The organism is Pseudomonas sp. NBRC 111132, from assembly GCF_001320565.1.
In the GTDB taxonomy this organism is placed as follows: domain Bacteria; phylum Pseudomonadota; class Gammaproteobacteria; order Pseudomonadales; family Pseudomonadaceae; genus Aquipseudomonas; species Aquipseudomonas putida_P.
The window spans coordinates 26,862-47,538 of sequence record NZ_BCBI01000050.1; the positions used below are offsets into that span (position 1 = coordinate 26,862).

A 20,677-nucleotide genomic window follows, 5' to 3' on the forward strand; every position below is an offset into this window, starting at 1 on the left:
TACTAACTTTCAAAGGAACACCGATCATGAGCAGCACTGAAGTAAAAGCTAATCAACCAGCCCTTGCATTGTTCGCAGTTACTCTGAATTGGGGGCAGCAGGATGAGGGGACATATTCCGAATATGCCTTTGCAGTTTCTCAAAATGAAGCCTGCTTCAAAGTAGCTGAGTCGATGGCAGAGCAGCGTGAGTATATCGACGAACTGGAAACCCCAGAGGAAAAGCGAGAATGGATTTCTGGCCGAGCCTGGGACCTCGCAGATTGTCACTTGGTTGAGGACAGTTTGGCTTCTGATCTGGTAGCACTGTACGGCGACGTTCTCTTCCCTGATGGCGTTAAGCGCTCGATCGATATGACTGAATTGCGAGCTTTGATCGTTGAGCATCGTCACCGCCTGGTACCACCAGTTGAAGTCACACAGGTTGAGCAGTTGGCATTCCACTCTGTTGAGTCGGGCTTCTGCCGGGTCTACTACAAACGGCCGAAGGGCACTTTGTGCTGCTTCCAGTTGGACACGCGTAACTCCTTCAAGCTCTACCACTGTTCGCGTGATGGTGAGCCAGAACATGAGATCAGTCACGAGAACAAGGCGGTTATCGCCTTGCCTGAAGACAATGGCTGCTCTCTAGTATCCAGCTTCCGCACATGGTGGGAGCAACAGAACAGGCAGTCAGCTGCCTAACACCAATGATCCCCGGCCACTCTTCGGAGTGGCTTTTTTTTGCCTGACGATAACCACCCACAAACAAAAACGCCCCACTGGGGAGTGGGGCGCTTGGTGAATCAGTTTCCGATTAGAAACCGACCGACAGGGACAACGTCGCGACGTCCGAGGCAACGGCTTTGTCGCTGCCGAAGCGGTGGCCGTAGGTGATGCCCACGCGGGAGGCCTTGAACGGGCCGGCAACCTGCAGCCCTACGCCCACTTCGTTCCAGCGCTCAGTGGTGTCCTGCTTCATGTCGAAGCGCGACACGCCCATCACCTCACCGGTCAGATCGTCTTGCGAGTTGTTCAGGCGGCTGACGTGCTTAATGTTGGCCGAGACGATGGCCTTGTTTGCCAGGTTCATGCTGGCGTTCAGGCCCGCGGTACCGTAGATATTCTCCTCGGTACGCTTATCGAAGTGCGCCGGGAAGGAACCACTGGTCTCGGTGTAGCTGTCCAGCTTGGTGTTGAGGTAGTCCAAGCCCAGGAAAGGCATCACCGCGATGTTGTCTTGCAGGATGAATACGTAACCGACCTGGCCCGATACAGCACGCTGGCTGACATCGGCCTTGCCTTTCGATTCGACGTCGCCGGCACCCGTTTTGTAGGAGCGCTTGATGGTGGCATCGCCTTCGGAAACAGCCACGGCGCCCCGGGCGAATACGCCTTCGCGAAGACGGTTACCGTACTCGACGAAAGCACCGATCGTGTTGGTATCACCCTCGACGCGGTCATCGTTTATCTTGAGCGAGGTGTTCGGGCCTTGGTAGCCGATGCCGGCAACCAAGTCAGGAGTCAGTCGATATGCAGCGGTAACGCCGCCGTACACGTTGTCACCCTGGACCGTGCCCGAGTGGTGAGTCATCTGGCTGCTGACGCTGACACAGATGCCGCTGGTGTCGAATGTCGAGCAGGACAGTTGGTCCTGGACGAAGCCTTGCAGCTGATTCTGCATAGCTTGCGCGTACAGGGTCGCATTCTGCAACGAGTCACCGAGGTCCAGCAAACCGATCACGCCAGTCGGTGGAGTAGTGACGTCAGCGCCACCCGCGCCAGTGCCAGTTCCGCCGGTACCACCAGTACCCGTGTCAGTGCCCCCAGTGCCACCGGTACCCGAATCGGTTTCGGTACCACCGGCGCTGGTGCCCGTGCCTGCATCGCTACCGCCAGTAGAAGTGTCCCCTGCATTGGAGGAGCCTCCGGTGCTTGGCGGCGTTGGGTCAGTAACTGGCGGGGTGACGACGGGAGGGGTTACCTCTGGAGTGGTCTCTTCAGGCGGAGTGGTTACCACTGGTGGGGTAGTGACCACAGGTTCAGAGATCGGGCCATAGGAACGCGCTACGAACGGCTGCGAGCGGCCGTTCAGGAAGCCCAGGCCGAAGACGGTGTTGCCATCAGCGGACACCGAGGTGGCGGTGTTCAGGGTGTTGTTGGCCAGCAGTGTGTAAGACGGGTCGTTGTCCTGCAGCCACTCAACCAGCGATTGCATGCCAGTCTCTGCTGTCCAACGGAACCCGGAGAGGACGCTGCCAGTGGTATCCGCGACACCGACGACCACGGCGCCATTGGCAGAGACGCCTTCAGCCTTGGACAGGGTACCGTCGGCCAGCAAGCCCAAGCCCTTCATGCCAGACAGCTCGGACCAGATCATAGCTTCGCTCAGGGCGAGCGAAGAGTCACTCGCACCGACGATGTAAGTGCCATCGGCACTGGTCGCCGTGGCGATGGATTGAGTACCTCCCTCCAAGGTGCCGAGGCTCTCGGCGCTACCGCCGCCCACCCAACGAGTGGCGATATCACCATTGCCTGCGCCGTTCTGCGCGTACCCCACGACCACATTGCCGTCAGCACTGATGCCCATGGCGTAGCTGTAGGTGCCGTCGTTCAGGTAGCCCAACTGAGTCACAGCGCCAGCCAGGTCCCAGGTCACTGCCGATCGGTTGCCGGTCAGGCCATCGTCGGCGGAGCCCGCGATGACGCTGCCATCAGCCGAAACAGCGCGAGCTTCGGCCTCGGCCCCACCGTTCAGGAAGTCCAGCTTGTGAATGCCGGCGCTGTTCCAGTACACGGCGGTTTCGTTGTCCGTGAGGCTGTCTACGGAGCTACCGACGATGACGTCAGCTTCATTCGATACCGCGTATGCAGCGGCGTTGGTGCCGAGATTGGCCAGCAACTGCTTACCGCCCAGCAAGGTCCACTTGAAGGCCTCGGTGGTGTCGGTGCTCGGGTTGTATTGGGCGCCAACCAGGGTGGAACCATCACCCGAGCCGCCGATGTGCGGATCGTAGGTGGTATCGGAGGAGCCAAGCGTTGGCGCGTAGACATCAATGCCGCCGTAAGCGGCATGCGCAGTGCCTGCGTTCATGGCCAGTGCGATGGAGGCGACAAGCAGGGAGAGACGTGGCTTGAAGGGGGTTGCATTGTTGTGCATGGGCTGTTTCGTCCTGACCTTGTTAGGTGATATCAATTGGATGGCCGGATAATACTGTCAGGATTCAATACAAAGCAAATGGAATCTTATGCGTACGTGTTATTTATTGGTTTGCACTCGCTCTGCGGTGATCGAGCATTAGGTTTGCATTCCTATGTAGCGCATCTCCCATGACCAGGTCTTCGCAAGAGACCGTCATTCCCTGAGGAGAAACCTCATGCTTCAAATCCCTAAAGCGCTGCTCGAAAAACGAATCACCAAAGAAACCCTTCACCGCTCGGGCAAGCGCTTGCTCAAAGAGATCGCCGGCCGCCTGAAGCTTCCAGAATCAAGCTACGAAATTCGTTCGTGCAAAGGCGGAAACGCAGTCATGGGGGAGGTGATCCTGCACAGCGATCATCTCTATCTGATGGTTCATCTCGGTTTCGATCGAGTGCTCAAAGTGCTCTATCGATCCTGTGAGGGCCGGAAGGACTATGCCGGCGGAATGAACCGTTTTGAGACTGTCTCTGAATTGGCCAGCACCACTGCGGCTGAGCGGTTCCTCGCAAAGCTGGACTCCCTCAATGAGTTCGGCAAGCACCAGCACATTCACCAGGCCGCTTAATCGAGAGGTTCGTATGTCTTCAGTTCTGAAGGAATTCCCGGAAGCCTTTGCCACCCGCATCAACAAGATCCTGGAAATGCCGGATCCGGTTCCTGGGAATCGCGAGAATGGGTTTTTCGCTGGATACGGCTGCCGCTGGTGCCATTTTTCTAACGCTTGGCACACGGTTTTGCCGTTTGAGATGCAGCCGGTGGCTGAAACTGTGGCGAGCATGTTCCGCAACGCTGGTCTGCAGGACGTGACAATCACGCTTGAAGGCGGCGTGACGCAGGCAGAAGGAGGCAAGGGTTACCAGGTCTCTGCTCGAATCTAAACCGCTGTACCGCCGCTCCTTATGGGGCGGTTTTTTTTCGCCTGTCGTTACAGCTGGCTGTGCTTCATCTCAGACCAAGATGACTACCCAAAGAGGCGCAGCACCATGGACGTAATTGCAAGCAACGCAGCTGGTACCCAAGAAATGGTCATGACCGAGGTCCTGCCGAATGGCGAGACGCTCATGCGGCCGTATTCACCGTCGGAGATGGCTTTCATGTTCAACGACGTGGAGATTCGCAACCCCTACTTTTCGCCGTGCGGAACAACAGTTGTTGACCCCATACAGGCGTATGGCTTCGAGGTTTATCACACCGGAAGCGGTTGCATGGCTTTGCGGAAGGAGTTCTGCAACGGTCAGTACCTGCTTCTTTCGATCGAGGTGTCCATCGCTGAACCTGAGGAGTGGGATGAGTGCACATTGGGCCTGTATGACGCCGATGGCGATGAGAAAGCCTACTGTGAGCTCAGGGATGTTCCCTATGCACATGTCGACCTGACTGGACATCTCGATGCCCCGGTGCGCTTGTTGTGCCCGTGCTGTGGTGCTCGAACCACCGGTCGGCAGTGGGGCAATCAAGATGCTGGTCACGGTCTGTGCAGTGATTGCATCGAGAAAGTGCTGGCCAAGATGACGGCAGAAGAGTTTTCCAAACGCTACGGGCACCAAGGAGTTCACTTCGGTCTGTCGCAGTGCGCTCCCTCTGTTCAGTTGCTCGATGATCTCGCTCAAAAGAAACTGCTGGAGCAAGAAGAGCCGGATCAGCAGGCAGTGGACTCGAACGCTCTCAAGGACCGGTACCGTTCATGGGCGCTGGACAACATCGCCAATGATGATCTGCAGGTCAATGAAGATGCCCAGGTAACGCTGTGTGAAGATGGCGCATTTGTCGCAACCTGGACATGGGTGCCGCGAGATTCCATTCCGGACGTTGCTGATCCGGAAGAGTCCGCTGACTAACGCTACGCAACCGCTCCCTCACCGGAGCGGTTTTTTTATGCCCGGGCGCCGGCCGGAGTTGTAGGTCGCTGTGATGCATCCCAATCCATACGACTAACCTCTCTGGAGATTACCCATGGCAAGCAAACTAGCACGCGCGGTACCACCCACCATCAAGCCACTGGCAGAAGCATTGTGTGATGGCCACCGGTATCCACCGGCGGAGATGTTTCGTTTTTTCCTCGGGGCAGTGATGGAGCTTTGGGGCTTTCAGCCTTGGTATCCAATTCCTGATGATGCACGCGGAAAAATAGGACGAGTCATCACGCTGTACGATCAGGCGGTGGCCAATGAAGAACCGTTCAAGGACATTTTAGGCCCACTCTACGAAGAGCTGGCCAGCCATGGCGGCAAGCAAATGCTGGGGCAGTTCTTCACGCCCTGGTCGCTCGCAAGCATGATGGTTAGGATGAGCGATACCGACATCGACGCGCCTCGCGCCGGTGATCTCAAAGCGTACTCCGATCCGGCATGTGGCAGTGGGGTTATGCTGTTGGCAAAAGCAAACCACCTACTTGAGACGAAAGGGCCTGATGAGCTGCAGCAATGGCTCTTTCACGCGTGCGACATCGATGCAATCTGCGCACGTATGGTTGCAATTCAGCTGGCCGCGAATTGTGCCATTCATAGAGTCGAAATCGGGGAGATCATAGTGCTCCTTGGTGATACGCTCAGCACGGAACCCAAGCAGCAGATCTTGCACGCAACCTCTCCTACGCGGATGCGTTCACGTCAAAATTCAATTCCGAAACTTGAGGTCGCCTCATGAAACGCTGGTACTCGATCGCCGCGGCTTTAGCCTTCCAGGCGCTTCCGCATGCGGCAAGTGCTTCGGAGGCCTCAGATGCTGTTCAATCGGTTGCTGCCTCAAAGATGACCACCGTAGCTCGCATCAACGGCGCTACACGGCCGGTCATCTACGTGGGTAATTTTGAAGGCTGCGACTCGGTCTCGATTCAAAATGCCCCCGGGCGCTTTGAGCACTTCCGTGTATGCGGTAACCAGGTCAGTGCTCGCAACACCGTGTCACCCAGTTGGACCGAAGACGATGGTGCCGGGGATGTTCTCCGCGCAGTGGTCGATAATGCGGTTCTATTCGGTGCTGCATCGCAAGTGGACCTCAATGGTTACCTGATCGCAGCACGTGCTCTGGGACCTTCCCAGCGCTCGTGCGCCAATGTGGAGGTCATCTTGAGTTACGAAGGTGACCTGGTCGACAGGGCATTGAAGAGCATCTGCTTTCACCGCCGTTAACCCCATCAAACCCCGTCCTTGAGACGGGGTTTTCTTTTGGGCGTCATTCAAGCGGCCGAAGATATGGGCTTCAGTCCGTAGCGCCGATTCATGTTGGCTGTGACGCATCTCGCTTTACTAGACCAACACCTGAGGGTACCGCTATGCATTCGTCCGTAACCACCAAGAGCTACACCGTCGAAACCCGTGCCACCAATGGCGCAGAAGGCACACCGGATTATGCTTCCTTCAACATCGATTTGGCTGCAGCACAGGGCATCATGAACCTGGCTCGCCTAGTCAGAGAGAATGGGCTGCACAAGGTCGAAACGTTCGACAGCACTGCGTCATTCCATCAGTACGCCCCGGGCACGGAGGAGGCGGAGGAAATTGAAGCTGAAAACGATGTGCTACTGAAGGCCTGCTGCCTGAATGTGGACTCGACCAGCTTCTGGTTTTCGGGATTCGTCAGAAACACCGACGTCGAGGTTGTTAGCGCACGCCAGCCGATCGCCGAACTGGAAAGCCACTTCCGCTTGGCTGGAGGCACCGAAGAGGTTGAAGTTGATGGGGAACGACAGTATCTCGTTACTTGGAGTGCTGATGTTGAGGTTGAGGGGGATCACCATGCGGCAGCCCAGGCTGTCGCGGACCGGTATTTCCGCAGCCACATTGCCGCCGGTGAGCAGGACAGCGCGTGCACCTTCGTGGTGACCGCAAAATCCGATCAAAAGCCAGTAGAGATCGATCTCTCGGCTTGCCACTCCGATGACGAAGTCACGGAGTCGGCATGACTGCTGTACTTCAGCCTTTAGCGCCAGCATGATGCTCGCGTCAAACGCTGCACATGACCCGGTCAATAGACCGGGTTTTTTCGCCCGGGCCCCAGCGCATTTGTCCCAGGCCCTCCGTATCCTAACGCTACACCCAACCCGGCCATGTGCCGGGTTTTTTTATGGTGCCCCGGGCGCTGTGCCCGATCCGACAAAATTGGTGAGTTTCGCGGTTCATGTGACTCATCCCCTTGGACTTGATCAACGTTCTAAGGGGACACACTCATGCTCGCAACACTTGAACTGACTGATGGAATGATGGTGATGGTCCAGGCTGGTCGCCAGGGGCTGACCGGCATCCGGTGGTCGACCCCATTCGTTGACCGCCTGAACATCGAAACAGACCGTGAGGGTGCCACCTCTGGGCTTTCACTGAAGCACACCAGCTTCGCTGAGTTCGATCCGCGCTATCACCGTGATGGGCGGAATCAGTTTGTCGCGCAGGATCACGCGCTCCGGATCGTGAGCGGCAGACTTGAAGAACACCAGCAACGCTTCGACACCACGGTCGACAAGCTCGTAGCTGCGGGCACTTTGAAACGTAGTGAACTCCCTGCATTTGGGAATCTGCTCACGGCGATGACCGCCCTGGCAGCCTCAGAAGAGGTCTGCTTCGATCGGTTTATCGACTTTCACAGATACCGTCGGTTCTCCGACTTCCTGTGTGATTGGCAGGCGGAGAAAGCGAAAGCTGCTGGTGAGAGAGCATTGGAGCTCGCCCACCAAAAGCCGGCCCTCGAAATCGCATTCAGCACCCTTGTTGAGTTCGGGATTTTTGGTGAGACGAAACCAGCTGGTCGACTGTGACCGCGAAGGGGGATCAAAAAATGTCGCCTTACCAAGAGCAGAAGGTTGCTGAACTGAAACGCTTGGGCTGGTCTGAAGTCGGAAAACGCCATCTGCCAGGCCCCGGCCGGACACCAGCGAAGCACGTGTATGAGCTGTCATGTCTGCAGGGAAAACTTCAGGTCTTCGTCTACCCGGCGGAACTGTTCTACCAGACCGCTTAACGCTATACCCACGCACGACCTAGTCGGGCTTTTTTTGCCCGCGGCCAAGCTGCTTGCGTGGTGATCGATGTGCGCCATCTCCACGCACTAGGTCAAAAATCACAGGAGCAACCCCAATGATCACCGCAAGAACGCAGCAGTCATCCCGACCGAAAGCACATGCCCTGTTCAAGTTGAATTTCTGTCTACGAATGGCAAAGGAAAACTCGCTCTCCGCTCGCACAGAACCGCACCGCTATAGGCCCGAATACCGCCGTATGAGGAGGGAGTCGATGCAGGATGCCCGTTACTGGCGTGCCCTATGTAGCCGCTTAGATACCTGTTCAGAAGCTTGATCGCAATCACAGACAATGCCCAGGGGGCCACCATGCTGCAAACCCTTACTGCTGCCCACGGGGCTTCGGTGATCCCAACAGGATTCCACCTAGCACGTGTCGTAGGTGTGAAACCGAAGTTCAAATCTGTCCCTGACATGCGTGAGGTCGTGTTCTACCAATGCTTCCTCTCCGAATGCCATGGAGCCAACGGTCTTGAGCCTTGCGAGTACTTGGCAGAGCGAAATCGTTATCTGTTGAGTGCAGCGAAATACATGGTCAATACCGGCCTTTCCACGTGCCCAGTGATCCAAGAGCTGGTGAGGTCCGAGACCGAGGTCAAGTATCTGCCGGCTTAGGCTGGATCATCTCCAAACGCAGCACAGACCCGACCCTAGTGGTCGGGTTTTTCATTAGTGAAAAGGTGGGGCAGGTCAGGTTGCTCACTGGATTGCAATTCGGATATTATTTTGAGGTTCGACCGTTTCAGTACGCGCATGCCAGATGAGCCTCTCAGCTCATTTAGCCTAAGAAAGCCGCCCATTCTCAGGCGGCTTTTTTTGTGCCTGCGATTTAGCCTTGTTCGGCCATATTGCTAGGGGTTGCGAAGCCCACACCGACGCTCTAGGGTTGCAGTGATGAAGCGAGGCCGAACCTGGCAGATGAATGCATAGCCGCAGATCTGGCGGTGCAGAACCCCATCCACCACAAGCTTTGCAATCAACTGTTTCAGAGGACGAACGATGTTTGATGCAGCCCACTATCACGTGAAAGCCACAGAGCTGTTGACCGCCTTCGGCGTCCACCAAGGTGCACTGAGCACGTGGTCGCTGAGTGATGTGGGAACGGCCAGTCACGGCTATATCCACCACTCGCAGAAGCCCGCAGCCCTCGCAGCATATGCTGCGGTCAACCCTACCTTCGCAGCCGGGCGCTTTCCTGGATATACGTTGGTGGACCTGGTCGACAAGATCCCGAGCCTGGACTATGCGGAATATGCTGCCCTGGCGATCGTGTGCGGGGCTGAGCTGCCTTCGTTCAAGGGGTCAGATGATCGAGCACGCATTTTCGGCGACGCGGTCTGGGCTATCGTTGATAAATACCAGCTGCATGGGTGCTTTGAACGCCACAACAAGCCGTTCCAGGCTGTTGGCGATCATTACAGCCTCCGCCCTCAGGGCTGTGATTGGGCGAGGGGCCACGCGGAGATCCCGGAAAAGCTCACCGCCATGCGCAAGGCGTACCGGGCAATGAGTCCCCTCCAGCAGGTTATGACTTTGACAGTTATGCACCTGTACAACCAGGGTAAGGACAAGCTGTTCCTCACCGGCGGTTGCCCAACGAAGATCCACGCCGCCGAGGCTCTGACCATTCTGCGCGACAACTCGGCTCTCGCTGACTGGGGCCACCTGGTGTCGCACTACGCCGGTTGGTAATCGGCGATCCCACACCCTTCAGGACGTTTACAGATGACCGAATCACCTTTCGCCACCTTCCGCTCAGTGCTGGTCGACAGCGACTATGCGGCTGCGGTTTTTCTGCAGTCGTTCGCGATGTCCATGTATGCCGGCGCTGCCTTCCCACTGGACGCTAGTGGCCTGCGTAATCTGGATGACCGGCACATGGTGATCTTCCAAATGATGTCGGCATCCTACCGTCGCCATGGTGAAGGCGATCCCGACTTCATGGACGTGTGCAAGGCGATCAAGGCCAAGCGCGCAGCTCACGCTCTCAGGGTCAAGGGTATGCTCGACGAGCTCTTGAACAGCGATCCAGACCAGTACGACGGCGGCCGACATGAGCATGCTAGAACCGTGAGTGCCTACGAGCGTGAGCATCAGCTGAACATTGAACGTCGCTGGTACGTACCTTCGTAAATCGTACCCGGCCAGCCTTACTGGGATGCATCCGTGGAAACAGAAAGGCCACCTCTGCTTTACGCTCGGGTGGCCTTTTTACATCTCAACACTGGACGGGCGTTTAGACCGCATCACAGTGGTCACGCATGAATCCCCACACAGCCGACAAAAGCCGGTAGAGAGTCCAGACGTGGCTCAGAAAATTCAGCATACGCTTCATAATCGTTGACCTCCGTTTCAGGAAGGCCAATCTTCCAACGCCTAACCGGCACTTCAGCGCTTTCAGAACGCACGTGGTGCATTCCAGAAGAGGCCCTGGTGGCCCTTCGAATGCAGCAAGCCGGCACGGTCTAAACACCGTGTCGAAAGGTGTATCTCATCCTCGGAACATCGAGATTCTCGGTAACCGAGCAGAGGACATATCACCAAAAGGGCCTCTTGAAATGCAGGTCCACACGCAAGCTGGCGCATCATACCTGTGCCGGGTTCAGAAAGCCTGAAAAAAATTCAAACTGTCGTGAAAATGATCTCCGCCTGCGGTCATCTCCAGCCGGCAGCTTTCCACAGTCGTGTGACGCATTCCTGCGGTACCAGGTCTTCGCAACACCTGGCTTACCTTTCAGGAGAGTCATGCAATGCACACCCAAACCGTAAATGCCGTAGCACAGTTGGACACCATTGACGATTTCAACCAGTCGAAGCTCCCTATTGACCGTGAGTCGATTCGCTCGCGACGTCTCTTGCGCTTGATCGAGCTGGTGGAGGTCCTTCTCGTCCCGGACAACGATCGCACCATCTGGCAAATGCTGCTTGATGCCGGTGCAAACCCCGATTTCATCCTGTTGCGTGACTGCGACGATGATTCTCGGCTTGCCCGCCGCCCGGCGCTGCAGGTGAATGTAAACACGAGTAAGCTGCATGGCTTTCTGGTGATCACCCACAACGCCGACGATACGGGCTACAAGCTCCTGCTCCAGGACAAGGGCCATTCGGTGCCTGTCAAAACGGTCGACAATGTCATCGTGCGCAAACTTGCCGCCACGCTCGTTGAGCTGATCGATGACGGCACCAAGCGTGTCGAAATCCCTTCACAGGGCCTGTCTACCAACGCTGTCATCGCCGGGGACTACCTGCTCAGTTCTTGAACGCTACACCTGACCCACCGTTCGCGGTGGGTTTTTTATTGGGTCCTGCAAAGCATTCCCTCAGACCAAGAAGAGGGTATACAGATGACCACCACCGTACAGTTCAACCACAGCTACAAGCCTCACGGCCGCATTGTGTTTCGCCTAACCGGAGGAGGGGAGACGGCACTTGCCGGCGTGCTGCACTTTGACCCTGCCTTTGAAATCGCCGAGGGAGCCAGTTACCTGGCGCGAATCGGCGCCGGTGGGTTTGAGGTGTTCGATGCTGTTGTCGACACTGATCTACCTGCGGACCTGGCGCCCTACAATATCGATTACCACCTGCGCGCTTGCATCTGGCGGAAGCCTCTTGTCGACGGCTCCCTGATGGTGAGATTCATCCGTCAGTGGGCTGGCTGCCAGAGCTGGCTGGTCTATGGTTGCGCACCAACGTCACCGATCAGCGCGGTTGCTTATTCGGCGACCGGCCATGCTTGGTTCGATGTTACAGGGCTCGAACTCTCGCCCATCGCTGCACCGGCAGAAGAGGCGGGCCTAACCATGGCACAACTGACGACCATTCCCCCGGTATGGCCCGATTCGGATGGCGTACATCACGCGCTTTGCGCTATCCCTTTAAGCTGGCGCCCAGACTACCTGGCGTACTCGAAACTGCAGGTCGCCCTCGGCCGTGGGGAATTGAGTCGAGAGGAGTTCAAGGCACATGTGCTCAACCACGAGCGGCTGAGGCACCTATGGTCGAATCCTGGTGATGATTACTTAAATTACCTGGTGCACCTCGATGACCTGGGCGGCGTCCAGGTGGTTGAGCCGTACAACTGCCAGCAATTGCTTGAACGCGAGGAGCGGAGCCGTATGGCAATGCTCGCTGCACGCTGAAGGAAACGCTACCGACCGGCCCTTGAGGCCGGTTTTTTTTCGGCCAAAAAAAACCGCTGACCTAGGTGGCCAGCGGTGGGGTATTGCGTTGGTACCTCATGCAGCAAGATTGCGCGTCTGGAAAGTCACGTTGTCCATACAGGCAAACAAGCTTTGCGCTCTCTGTTGGAAAAGGCACAGGGCGATTTGCTTGAAGTCAGTCTCTTCATCCCTGCTCGGTGTTGATTCGAAGGAGAAGCTGACGGTACCGCCGTATTGGCCTCGGTTGTACAACACCTCGATGTCAACCAGCGCAACGAGGCGGCCGCCTCGTTTGATGTGCCGTCCCTCGAACTTGTATTGCTGGTGCCGTAACAGGTCACGCCCCATCTCCACGGAGATAGGTTTAATCGTCGCAGCGCCATCCTTCAGCAGGGTGATTTCGAAAACCTGCAGTGCCTCCTTCATGTCGAGCGCGCATTCCACAAACTCAGTGAGCTTGGAATGCAGGCCGAGTGAAGCCAGGTGTGTGCCGTTTTCGCGGATGACCCAAACGTATCGACCGCCGACCGTCCCAGTTTTGGTGAGATGGAGCAGGTCAAACTGGTAAAAGTCTTGTTTGTATCCCCGCAGAAGGCAGTCATCAGCCTCAACGATGGCACGCATTTGCTCGAAGGCTTGTTGGAATTGCATAGGGTCTCTCCTTGAAAGGCTTTTCATGATGCAAGGAGATGTCCCACAGGCATGTAGAAAGGGGTTTGTAGGGCTGTGTGCAGCATCTCCTGAGGTCAGTTAAACAACCAACTACCTGGTGCCTCTCATGAGCCTGAACGATCCAAAAATCTCCCTGCAAGCTGTGGTCAAGCTTCTCAGCGCCGTCAACGCGCATGCCCGAGACCTCAACGACAAGGAATTGCCTCCCGATGGGGATAGCTACAACGAGCTCTTGCACCTGGTCACTGATCAGTTGAATGAGATTTTGGCCGCTGCCCAGGGCCTCACCGTTGATCCTGCACCTTACACAGCGAGCGCTGTAGCTAAAGCGACTCAGGTGTGTGGCTCTCCTGTTGCCATCGTGTTGGATGCCATAGTCGGTCGGCTCTCCTTAGGCAATCTCCGGTCAATTCTCCAGGCCTCTGAGTGCTGCTCTCAAGAGCAGCTCAACGGTAACGCAAACTCGCAGCAAATCGCTGGAAAGGCGCTCTCTGCTGCTATTTTGCGGGGCGTCGATTCGATGGTCGCAAGTGATCGTCAACACCTTGAGCTACTGCTGACGCCGCAAGCGTGAGCAGGTAACCCCATAGCCCGGCATTTGCCGGGTTTTTTTTCGGTGCGCCCGGCAGGGCGCATCCACTAAGGGGTGAAAGTCCCCTGCACACCCGGCAAGGGGAAGTGCTAGCTAGAGGCAAGGGTTTCGCGGGCGACTGCGAGTCTGAAGGAAGCCCGAGGCAAATCGCTGGCCTGACGAACAGGAAGCGGATACGAGGCGGCATGGCGGGGTAAGCAGTCCGAGATCTGCGAAGCCCAATACTTGCACAGAACGCCATGACGTAGATCCGACAGGTATAAGTGTGAAAGTGGGTGCGCAATACCCGGGGAGATCTGCACGGTTGCCCGTCAGGGCTACCGGCACCGCGAGGTGCAGGAATGATTGTGCAGAAGTCAGCAGAGGGCATAGTAGATCGCGAGACTGAAGGCCTGAACGATTAATACCGAGAGTAGGACAGCTGATCTCGACAACCCACGATGACGCAGAAGCTCCCGACATGGGAGGCCTGCCTGCCATGGCCGGACGGAATCCGGAAAGAAGCCCGCAAGGTGCTGAGGGGGTTGCGGCGACGGCTGGGCGAACGAAATCGGAGGACTACCGGTGTTGGCGCTGATGGAAAATTGACCCACCCTGCCGATTGAAATTTGACCCAGGGCGGATTGCTGATTTTGTTACCAGCAACTGTGGATAAGTCTACCAGCGCAGCTGCTGTTGCCCCCACTCCTTCGCTAGCCCAGTTCAGTTGTTTAAGACCTGCCACACGCAGCCATGTAGCAGGCCGTCGTCGCCATGAAATCAGAACGGCTCATCGTCCTCCGGTTCCTGGCCGCCCTTACGCTTTCGCTCCCGTGATTTGATCTTGGCCTGGGCCGCCAAGCTGCTGTGTTGCAGGCGATAGGACTCGTTACCGGTTTCGACGATGTGGCAGTGGTGGGTCAGCCGATCCAGCAGGGCGGTGGTCATCTTGGCGTCGCCGAACACGCTCGACCATTCGGCGAAGCTCAGGTTGGTGGTGATCACCACGCTGGTGTGCTCGTACAGTTTGGACAGCAGGTGAAATAACAGCGCGCCACCGGCCTGACTGAAGGGCAGATACCCCAGCTCGTCGAGGATGACCAGATCCATGCGCAGCAGTGCCTGAGCGATCCGCCCGGCTTTGCCGTCGTGTTTTTCGCGCTCCAGCAGATTGACCAGATCGACCGTGGAGTAGAAGCGCACGCGCTTGCCATGCCGGGTGATGCCGGACACGGCCAGTGCGGTGGCCAGGTGGGTTTTGCCGGTGCCTGGGCCGCCGATCAGCACCACGTTCTGCGCGGTGTCGGTAAAGCTCAGATTGGCCAGCTCGCTGATCAAGCGAGCGTCGGCGCTGGAGGCGCTGAAGTCGAAGCCGGCCAGATCGCGGTGCATCGGCAGCTTGGCCATGTTCATCTGGTGGCTCACCGAGCGCATGGCACGATCCGTGTGCTCCTGTTCCAGCAGGTGTTCAAGCAACCACTTGGACGAGGCTGTGTTCGACTCACCCTGCACAGTTAACTCCGCCCAGGCAGTGGCCATGCCGTGCAGGCGCAGTTCCTTGAGTTCCGCCATCAAATCACGCATGACCGATCTCCTCGGTCTGGCCACGCAGGCGGTCGTAGCGCGCCGTGTTGGCGACGGGGGCTTCCTTGAGCGACAAGTGGGTTTCGACGCTGGGCGGCGGTTCGGATGCTGTCAGCCGTGCCACGACATTGAGGATGTGTTCGGCGCTCAGGCTGCCGCTCTCCAGTACCAGCTCAACGGCTACCAGCACGGCATCGAGCCCAGCCACTGGTGCGGCAGCCAAGACTTGCACCATGATCCGATCACCGCCGGCATGACGTTTCAGTCCGTGCTTGAGCTGACGCAGCGGCGCTGGCAGATCAGCAAAGGGCGCTCCGTTGCGCAGCGCGCCGGGCTTGCGCTCAATCAGCGGGATGTAGTGCTGCCAGTCGTAGCTGACCTGGTCGCGATCCAGCAAACGCGCATGGCTGGCAATCAGCGCATCATCGGCCACCACCTCGATGCGGGTCGGATACAAACGGCTGCTGACCCACTTACCGGCGTACTCACAAGGCACCGAGTAGCGGTTACGCCCGACGCTGACCAGGCAGGTACTGGAAACCCGCGCAGGCCGTTCGACGTAACCGTCGAAGGCCGCGGGCATAGGCATCAGTTCGGCGCGCTCCAACTCCAGCACCTCGGCCACACTGAGCCCGCTGTATTGCGGGTGCGTCAGCTCGTTCCAAAGCGCGCGGCAGCGCTGGCCCAGCCAGGCATTGAGTTCCTCGAAGGAGTGAAAATGGCAGTCCTGGGCGTCTAGCCAGATGCGCCTGCGGCTGTCTTGCACGTTCTTTTCAACGATGCCCTTTTCCCAACCAGCGGCGACGTTGCAGAAGTCTGGATCGAACAGGTAGTGCGCGCACATCACCGCAAAACGCGCATTCACCGTGCGGCCTTTGCCCTTATTGACCCTGTCGACGGCGGTCTTCATGTTGTCGTAGATGCCTCGGCGCGGCACGCCGCCAAAGGCGCCGAACGAGCGTGTATGGGCGTCGAATAACATCTCATGGCCCTGGCTCGGATACGCCACCAGCCAGAACGCACGGCTGGCACACAGCTTCAGATGTGCCACCTGCATACGCCGGTAAATGCCGCCGACCAGCAAGCCTTCCTCGCTCCAGTCAAACTGAAACGCCTCGCCAAAAGCAAAGGTCAGCGGCACAAAGGCCTGCGACGCCTTGCCCTGTCCCCCTCGCCAGGCACGGATAAACGCGGTGAGCTGGCTGTAGCCACCGTCATAACCTTCGGCTTTGATTTGCGCCAACAGCGCCTTGGCACTGCGCCGCTGTTGCTTGGGCCGCAGCGAATCGGCTTTTAGCGCCTGCTCCAGCGTGGCGTGAAAAGGGCTGAGTTTGTTGAAGATCGCGCGGCGTTGGTAGACCGGCGGCTTGGCCTCAGGTGCTCTGACCCACTTGCGAATCGTGTTGCGCGCCAACCCGGTGCGCTTGGCTATCTCATGCAGCGACAGCTTGTCGCGGAAATACATCCGGCGAATTTTGCCCATCATTTCCATACTGATCACCCTGTGTTCTCCTGCTCAAAAATTGAGCAGAAGCAGTTGAACACCTGGGTCAGTTTTCAGTCGGCAGAACAGCCTCTACTGGGTCAGTTTTCGGTCAGCGGCAACAACCGCTGGTGCTTTTTCTTGGCATGGCAGCATTTCTCTGTAAAGGGTTGTACCTCGATCCCTCGGCGTTGCCCTCAGCGTTGATTGACAAGCCGTTCCCCAATTTCTCCCTGCAATCCGTGCAAGACAATAGGTCCCTGACCCGTGCCGATTTGCTGGGCAAACCGGCGCTGGTAAACGTTTGGGGTACCTGGTGCGTCGCTTGTCGGGCAGAACACCCAGTGCTGAACAAACTGGCCCAGCAGGGGGTGGTGATTCATGGAGTCAATTACAAAGACGTTAATTTCGATGCTCTGAACTGGCTGAAGGATTTTCACGACCCTTATCAGCTGAATATTCGCGATGAAGCCGGCAGCCTCGGATTGAATCTGGGCGTGTACGGCGCGCCGGAAACCTTCCTGGTCGACAGTAAGGGCATCATTCGCTACAAGCACGTCGGCGTTATAGATGAGACGGTGTGGCGTGAACAGCTTGCAGATCTTTATCAAGGTCTGGTGCAGGAGGGCACGCAATGAGCCGGTTTCTATGTGGAACTCTCTTAGTGTTGTGTTCCGCTAGTGCCGCCCAAGCTGCCATCGATGCTTACGCGTTCAAGGATGAGGTCGAACGCGCCCGGTACACCGAGTTGACCCGGGAACTGCGTTGTCCGAAATGTCAGAACCAGGATATCGCAGACTCCAATGCCCCCATCGCCGCCGATCTGCGAAAAGAGATCTTTCGCATGCTCGATGAAGGTCAGAGTAATCAGCAGATCATCGACTTCATGGTCGATCGCTATGGCGAATTCGTGCGCTACAAACCTGAGCTGAACAGCCACACCTGGTTGCTCTGGTTTGGGCCTGGCGGTTTGTTGTTGGGCGGTGTGTGGGTGATTTACTTGATCGTTGCACGTCATCGTGGTCGGCATGGCGATGATGTTGAGGTGTTTTCTGACCAAGAGCGTCAACGGCTCCTCCTCCTATTGGGTAAAGAATCTAATGATTGATTTCTGGCTATGGGTCGGCCTGCTGTTGCTGGTTGCCCTCAGTTTCGTGCTAATCCCTGTGTTGTTTGTACGTCGTGCCCAAAGCGAAGAAGATCGCACCGCTTTTTACGTGGCGCTGTATCAGGAACGCCTGGCGGAGCTACAGCTTCAGCAAGGGGACGGAGTGATGTCTCCTGCGCAAAAAAACAGTGCCCGCTCTGAGGCGGACCGCGAATTGCTGGCGGACACCGAAGGAGCTGGCCTCGAACGTTTTTCGACTACAGGCAAGCCGCTACCAGTATTCGTGGCTTTCTTGATACCGGCGCTGGGGCTCGCGCTGTACCTGCATTTTGGCGCCAGCGACAAAGTCGAGCTGGTTCGTGAGTTCGCCCAGCCTCCCGGTTCACTCGCGCAAATGAACGACCGTCTGGAACGCGCGGTTAACGCCCAACCGGAGTCAGCTGAGAACGCTTATAACCTGGCCCAAAACTACATGGCTCAAGGGAGGCCCGACGATGCCGCTAGAATGTTCGAACGAACGGTGTCACTGGCCGGTCGCCGACCGGAGTTATTAGGCGAGTGGGCTAAAGCATTGTATTTCTCTAACAACAAAATGTGGTCTCCGCCAATCAAGGCGCTGACAGATGAAGCTTTAAATGGAAATCCGGGTGAGCTCCAGAGCTTGAGTCTCATAGGTCTGGCTGCGTTTGAAGAGCATCGTTACCAAGATGCTTTAAAATATTGGCATCACGCATTAGCAGAGATGGGTTCCGACCATCCGTCACACGCTGCTTTAGTACAGGCCATTGGAAAGGCAAGAAACGGTCTTTCAGCGGATGAAAAAAACAACAATTTGACGATTAACCATGTTGCTGGCTTGCCACCAACACCGCTCAAGGTACGGGTGGACATTTCCCCGGAAATTTTCGAAAAGGTCGCTTTGGATGACAGTGTGTTCGTTTTCGTACAGACGCTATCGGGCTCCAAGGTACCTCTCGCTACCATACGACTTAAGGTCTCAAGTCTGCCGGCCGAGGTGGAGTTTTCAGGCGCTGATGCAATAGTTACCAGCAACACCTTATCGCAGACAGCCGCGATTCAAGTGACTGCTAGGGTCTCTAGGGGAGGGAAGAGTAGGTCGGGGGAATGGTTGGGCCGAAGCTCGACGACATTAAATTCGAAGAGCGCTAGGCTGAAGCTTACGATCAACCTTCCGGATATCTGATCGACTGCACCGCAAAGTGCTGTTGCCAGGTACTGTAAAATAGAAGAGTGAGCACTTGATTTGCTGGTGCTTTCAAACAACGGTGTTGTTTTTTTAACAGCCGAACTGGAAAGGGAGGCTGAGCTGCTCAGTGATCACTTTATCCGTTGGCTGATTTACGCCGGCATGTTCGCTACAGGCACTGAACGACAACGCAGATGGTATGGTCTGTGCGTTCTGACTCGTCAAGGATCGGCCAATGGATCGTTTGTCTAATTTGCTCTCGCGGTTCGGCGTGCGGGCCAATCTGTTCTATGACGGCGACCTATGCGGCTCTGCATCTTACGATGGCGCCGAGCGGCGAGGTTATATCCATCTGCTTCAGGCCGGCAGCGTGACGTTGCTTGGTCCCGATCGCAAGGATTTGCAGCTCACTCGCCCTAGCTTGATTTTTATGCCACGCCCCGCCAAGCATCAATTGTTTGCGGGTGAGTCCGATGGCGCAAAGTTGTTGTGTGCTTCCATGGAGTTTGAGGGCGGAATTGATAATCCTTTGTCGGCTTCATTACCGGACTGTTTGGTGCTCGCACTCGATGATCTGCCCATGCTGGCAGACACGTTGGAGTGGATGTTTGCCGAGGCGGCAAATGTGCATTGTGGAAGGGAAGCCGCGCTTGAGCGCTTATTTGAGCTCCTAATCATTCTGTTGCTCCGTTACCTGCTCGATCATCACCAGTTGCGCACCGGAATGATGGCTGGACTGGCCGACATGCGGCTTGCCCGATCGCTTTTACAGATGCACAACTCCCCGGAACATGCCTGGTCAATAGCAGAGCTGGCCAGTGAGTCAAATATGTCACGCGCTGCGTATGCCGTGCATTTCAAGAGTGTCATCGGACAGACGCCTGCTGATTATTTGTTGAGTTGGCGAGTTAGCCTGGCTCAGAAGCTGATGCGAGAAGGGCGCTCGATTACGCTGATTGCAGCTCAAGTCGGCTACGAAAGTCCTTCGGCGCTGTCTCGCGCATTTAGACGCAAGACGGGGTTGAGCCCTCGTGACTGGTTGAAAGATCTGGCGGGGGAAAATGATGGCAAAAAGGCCTAAGGCATTACTGCCTTAAGCCATTGAAAAAATTATGCATTAATTTTACGTTTTTCCAGTTCAACCAGCGAATGGCCTGCCACAAATATCGAAACAGCAAGCAACCCTAAGTCTTTAAGCAGAAACTGACCTGGCGCAACGGAAATCGCCGGAAACCCTAAACTAGGCTCAATGACGCCCGGAGTGGAAAACATAAAGCTAAGGGTTGTGAAGAACAGGCCTGCAGACAGAGCGCCTCCTACCACGGATAGTTTGGGCGACAGCATGCGGCCTGCGATCAGAGTGCCGATCGAAATCTCTAGTATGCCGAGCAGGCTGGAGAACATGTCGACCGAAAAAATGCTATACACCCATCCCAAAAGCGGGCTGTTGCTCACCAGTGGAACCAGGCCCTCGGCCTCGTAGTGGGTAAATTTCATGCCGCCGAACCAGAAGTAAATAATAGCGAGAGCCAAGTACGCGCCATAGATACCTAGCCCCATAGTTTTGGTTCCAAGCGTTAAGTGGGCCTGTACGCTGGACTTCGAGTTTTCAATGCCTATGGTTTTCATGTCTGAGCTTCCAGTAGTGAGTGAGAGTGTGTTGGCTGCCGAACGCCGTATGCGTTGGCGATGAGATGATTA

General features: G+C 56.6%; 23 protein-coding genes. 18 read left to right on the plus strand and 5 right to left on the minus strand.

The annotated features are described in order from the left end of the window. Positions 1-26 precede the first annotated feature (26 nt). Entirely contained in the window at positions 27-683 is a 657-nt protein-coding gene (locus APH35_RS21175; RefSeq protein WP_060515418.1) for a hypothetical protein, read from the plus strand. Positions 684-795: 112 nt separating this feature from the next. On the opposite strand, the gene APH35_RS21180 is transcribed toward APH35_RS21175, so the two are convergent. Beyond that, positions 796-3,138 (minus strand): autotransporter domain-containing protein, encoded by a 2,343-nt coding sequence (locus APH35_RS21180; protein ID WP_060515419.1) that lies wholly within the window; start codon positions 3,136-3,138, stop codon positions 796-798. A 217-nt stretch (positions 3,139-3,355) separates the two neighbouring features. Between APH35_RS21180 and APH35_RS21185 the strand changes: the two genes are divergently transcribed. The 12 genes from APH35_RS21185 (at position 3,356) to APH35_RS21240 (ending at position 12,330) form a co-directional block, all read left to right on the plus strand. Next, on the plus strand, positions 3,356-3,745 hold the full coding sequence (locus tag APH35_RS21185; protein ID WP_060515420.1) for a hypothetical protein: 390 nt from the start codon (positions 3,356-3,358) through the stop codon (positions 3,743-3,745). Between the two features lie 13 nt (positions 3,746-3,758). After that, complete coding sequence (locus tag APH35_RS21190; protein WP_060515421.1) at positions 3,759-4,058, plus strand: hypothetical protein; 300 nt, start codon at positions 3,759-3,761, stop codon at positions 4,056-4,058. A gap of 150 nt (positions 4,059-4,208) precedes the next feature. After that, positions 4,209-5,018: a hypothetical protein gene (locus APH35_RS21195; RefSeq protein ID WP_156341232.1), complete on the plus strand. Its 810-nt coding sequence runs from the start codon at positions 4,209-4,211 to the stop codon at positions 5,016-5,018. Between the two features lie 115 nt (positions 5,019-5,133). After that, positions 5,134-5,826: an N-6 DNA methylase gene (locus tag APH35_RS21200; RefSeq protein ID WP_060515423.1), complete on the plus strand. Its 693-nt coding sequence runs from the start codon at positions 5,134-5,136 to the stop codon at positions 5,824-5,826. Further along, positions 5,823-6,311, plus strand: a complete 489-nt coding sequence (locus APH35_RS21205) for a hypothetical protein (protein ID WP_060515424.1) — start codon at positions 5,823-5,825, stop codon at positions 6,309-6,311. Before APH35_RS21200 ends, APH35_RS21205 begins: the two co-directional genes overlap by 4 nt. Before the next feature lie 143 nt (positions 6,312-6,454). After that, positions 6,455-7,084 carry a hypothetical protein gene (locus APH35_RS29475; RefSeq protein ID WP_223843666.1) on the plus strand — a complete coding sequence of 210 codons (630 nt, stop codon included), beginning with the start codon at positions 6,455-6,457 and terminating at the stop codon, positions 7,082-7,084. Between the two features lie 264 nt (positions 7,085-7,348). Then, on the plus strand, positions 7,349-7,930 hold the full coding sequence (locus APH35_RS21215) for a hypothetical protein (RefSeq protein ID WP_060515425.1): 582 nt from the start codon (positions 7,349-7,351) through the stop codon (positions 7,928-7,930). Between the two features lie 20 nt (positions 7,931-7,950). Next, the gene (locus APH35_RS28510) at positions 7,951-8,133 is read left to right on the plus strand and encodes a hypothetical protein (protein WP_082425842.1); all 183 of its coding nucleotides are present in this window, start codon (positions 7,951-7,953) and stop codon (positions 8,131-8,133) included. A 1,057-nt stretch (positions 8,134-9,190) separates the two neighbouring features. Next, positions 9,191-9,883, plus strand: coding sequence for a hypothetical protein (locus tag APH35_RS21225; RefSeq protein ID WP_060515427.1), 693 nt, complete (start codon positions 9,191-9,193; stop codon positions 9,881-9,883). Positions 9,884-9,916: 33 nt separating this feature from the next. Beyond that, positions 9,917-10,324, plus strand: coding sequence for a hypothetical protein (locus APH35_RS21230; protein WP_060515428.1), 408 nt, complete (start codon positions 9,917-9,919; stop codon positions 10,322-10,324). Positions 10,325-10,941: 617 nt separating this feature from the next. Then, positions 10,942-11,451, plus strand: coding sequence for a hypothetical protein (locus tag APH35_RS21235; RefSeq protein ID WP_060515429.1), 510 nt, complete (start codon positions 10,942-10,944; stop codon positions 11,449-11,451). 84 nt (positions 11,452-11,535) lie between these two features. Beyond that, complete coding sequence (locus APH35_RS21240) at positions 11,536-12,330, plus strand: hypothetical protein (protein WP_060515430.1); 795 nt, start codon at positions 11,536-11,538, stop codon at positions 12,328-12,330. Positions 12,331-12,426: 96 nt separating this feature from the next. On the opposite strand, the gene APH35_RS21245 is transcribed toward APH35_RS21240, so the two are convergent. Continuing rightward, positions 12,427-13,002: a hypothetical protein gene (locus APH35_RS21245; protein ID WP_060515431.1), complete on the minus strand. Its 576-nt coding sequence runs from the start codon at positions 13,000-13,002 to the stop codon at positions 12,427-12,429. A 127-nt stretch (positions 13,003-13,129) separates the two neighbouring features. On the opposite strand from APH35_RS21245, the gene APH35_RS21250 reads away from it, so the two are divergent. After that, entirely contained in the window at positions 13,130-13,597 is a 468-nt protein-coding gene (locus tag APH35_RS21250) for a hypothetical protein (protein ID WP_060515432.1), read from the plus strand. A 777-nt stretch (positions 13,598-14,374) separates the two neighbouring features. On the opposite strand, the gene istB is transcribed toward APH35_RS21250, so the two are convergent. Further along, positions 14,375-15,178, minus strand: coding sequence for an IS21-like element ISPst3 family helper ATPase IstB (istB, locus tag APH35_RS21255; RefSeq protein ID WP_054882055.1), 804 nt, complete (start codon positions 15,176-15,178; stop codon positions 14,375-14,377). Further along, positions 15,171-16,670 carry an IS21 family transposase gene (gene istA, locus APH35_RS21260; RefSeq protein ID WP_101509640.1) on the minus strand — a complete coding sequence of 500 codons (1,500 nt, stop codon included), beginning with the start codon at positions 16,668-16,670 and terminating at the stop codon, positions 15,171-15,173. The genes istB and istA overlap by 8 nt, the downstream gene beginning before the upstream one ends. A gap of 119 nt (positions 16,671-16,789) precedes the next feature. Between istA and APH35_RS21265 the strand changes: the two genes are divergently transcribed. The 4 genes from APH35_RS21265 (at position 16,790) to APH35_RS21280 (ending at position 20,057) form a co-directional block, all read left to right on the plus strand. Then, positions 16,790-17,299: a DsbE family thiol:disulfide interchange protein gene (locus APH35_RS21265; protein WP_255260239.1), complete on the plus strand. Its 510-nt coding sequence runs from the start codon at positions 16,790-16,792 to the stop codon at positions 17,297-17,299. Further along, the gene (locus tag APH35_RS21270; protein WP_012080655.1) at positions 17,296-17,769 is read left to right on the plus strand and encodes a cytochrome c-type biogenesis protein; all 474 of its coding nucleotides are present in this window, start codon (positions 17,296-17,298) and stop codon (positions 17,767-17,769) included. The genes APH35_RS21265 and APH35_RS21270 overlap by 4 nt, the downstream gene beginning before the upstream one ends. Beyond that, on the plus strand, positions 17,762-18,973 hold the full coding sequence (gene ccmI / locus APH35_RS21275) for a c-type cytochrome biogenesis protein CcmI (protein ID WP_012080656.1): 1,212 nt from the start codon (positions 17,762-17,764) through the stop codon (positions 18,971-18,973). The genes APH35_RS21270 and ccmI overlap by 8 nt, the downstream gene beginning before the upstream one ends. A 238-nt stretch (positions 18,974-19,211) precedes the next feature. Next, positions 19,212-20,057 (plus strand): AraC family transcriptional regulator, encoded by an 846-nt coding sequence (locus APH35_RS21280; RefSeq protein ID WP_003464995.1) that lies wholly within the window; start codon positions 19,212-19,214, stop codon positions 20,055-20,057. Between the two features lie 29 nt (positions 20,058-20,086). Here the strand turns inward: APH35_RS21280 and APH35_RS21285 are convergent, their stop codons facing one another. Next, complete coding sequence (locus APH35_RS21285; RefSeq protein WP_003464991.1) at positions 20,087-20,605, minus strand: YkgB family protein; 519 nt, start codon at positions 20,603-20,605, stop codon at positions 20,087-20,089. Between the last annotated feature and the right edge of the window lie 72 nt (positions 20,606-20,677).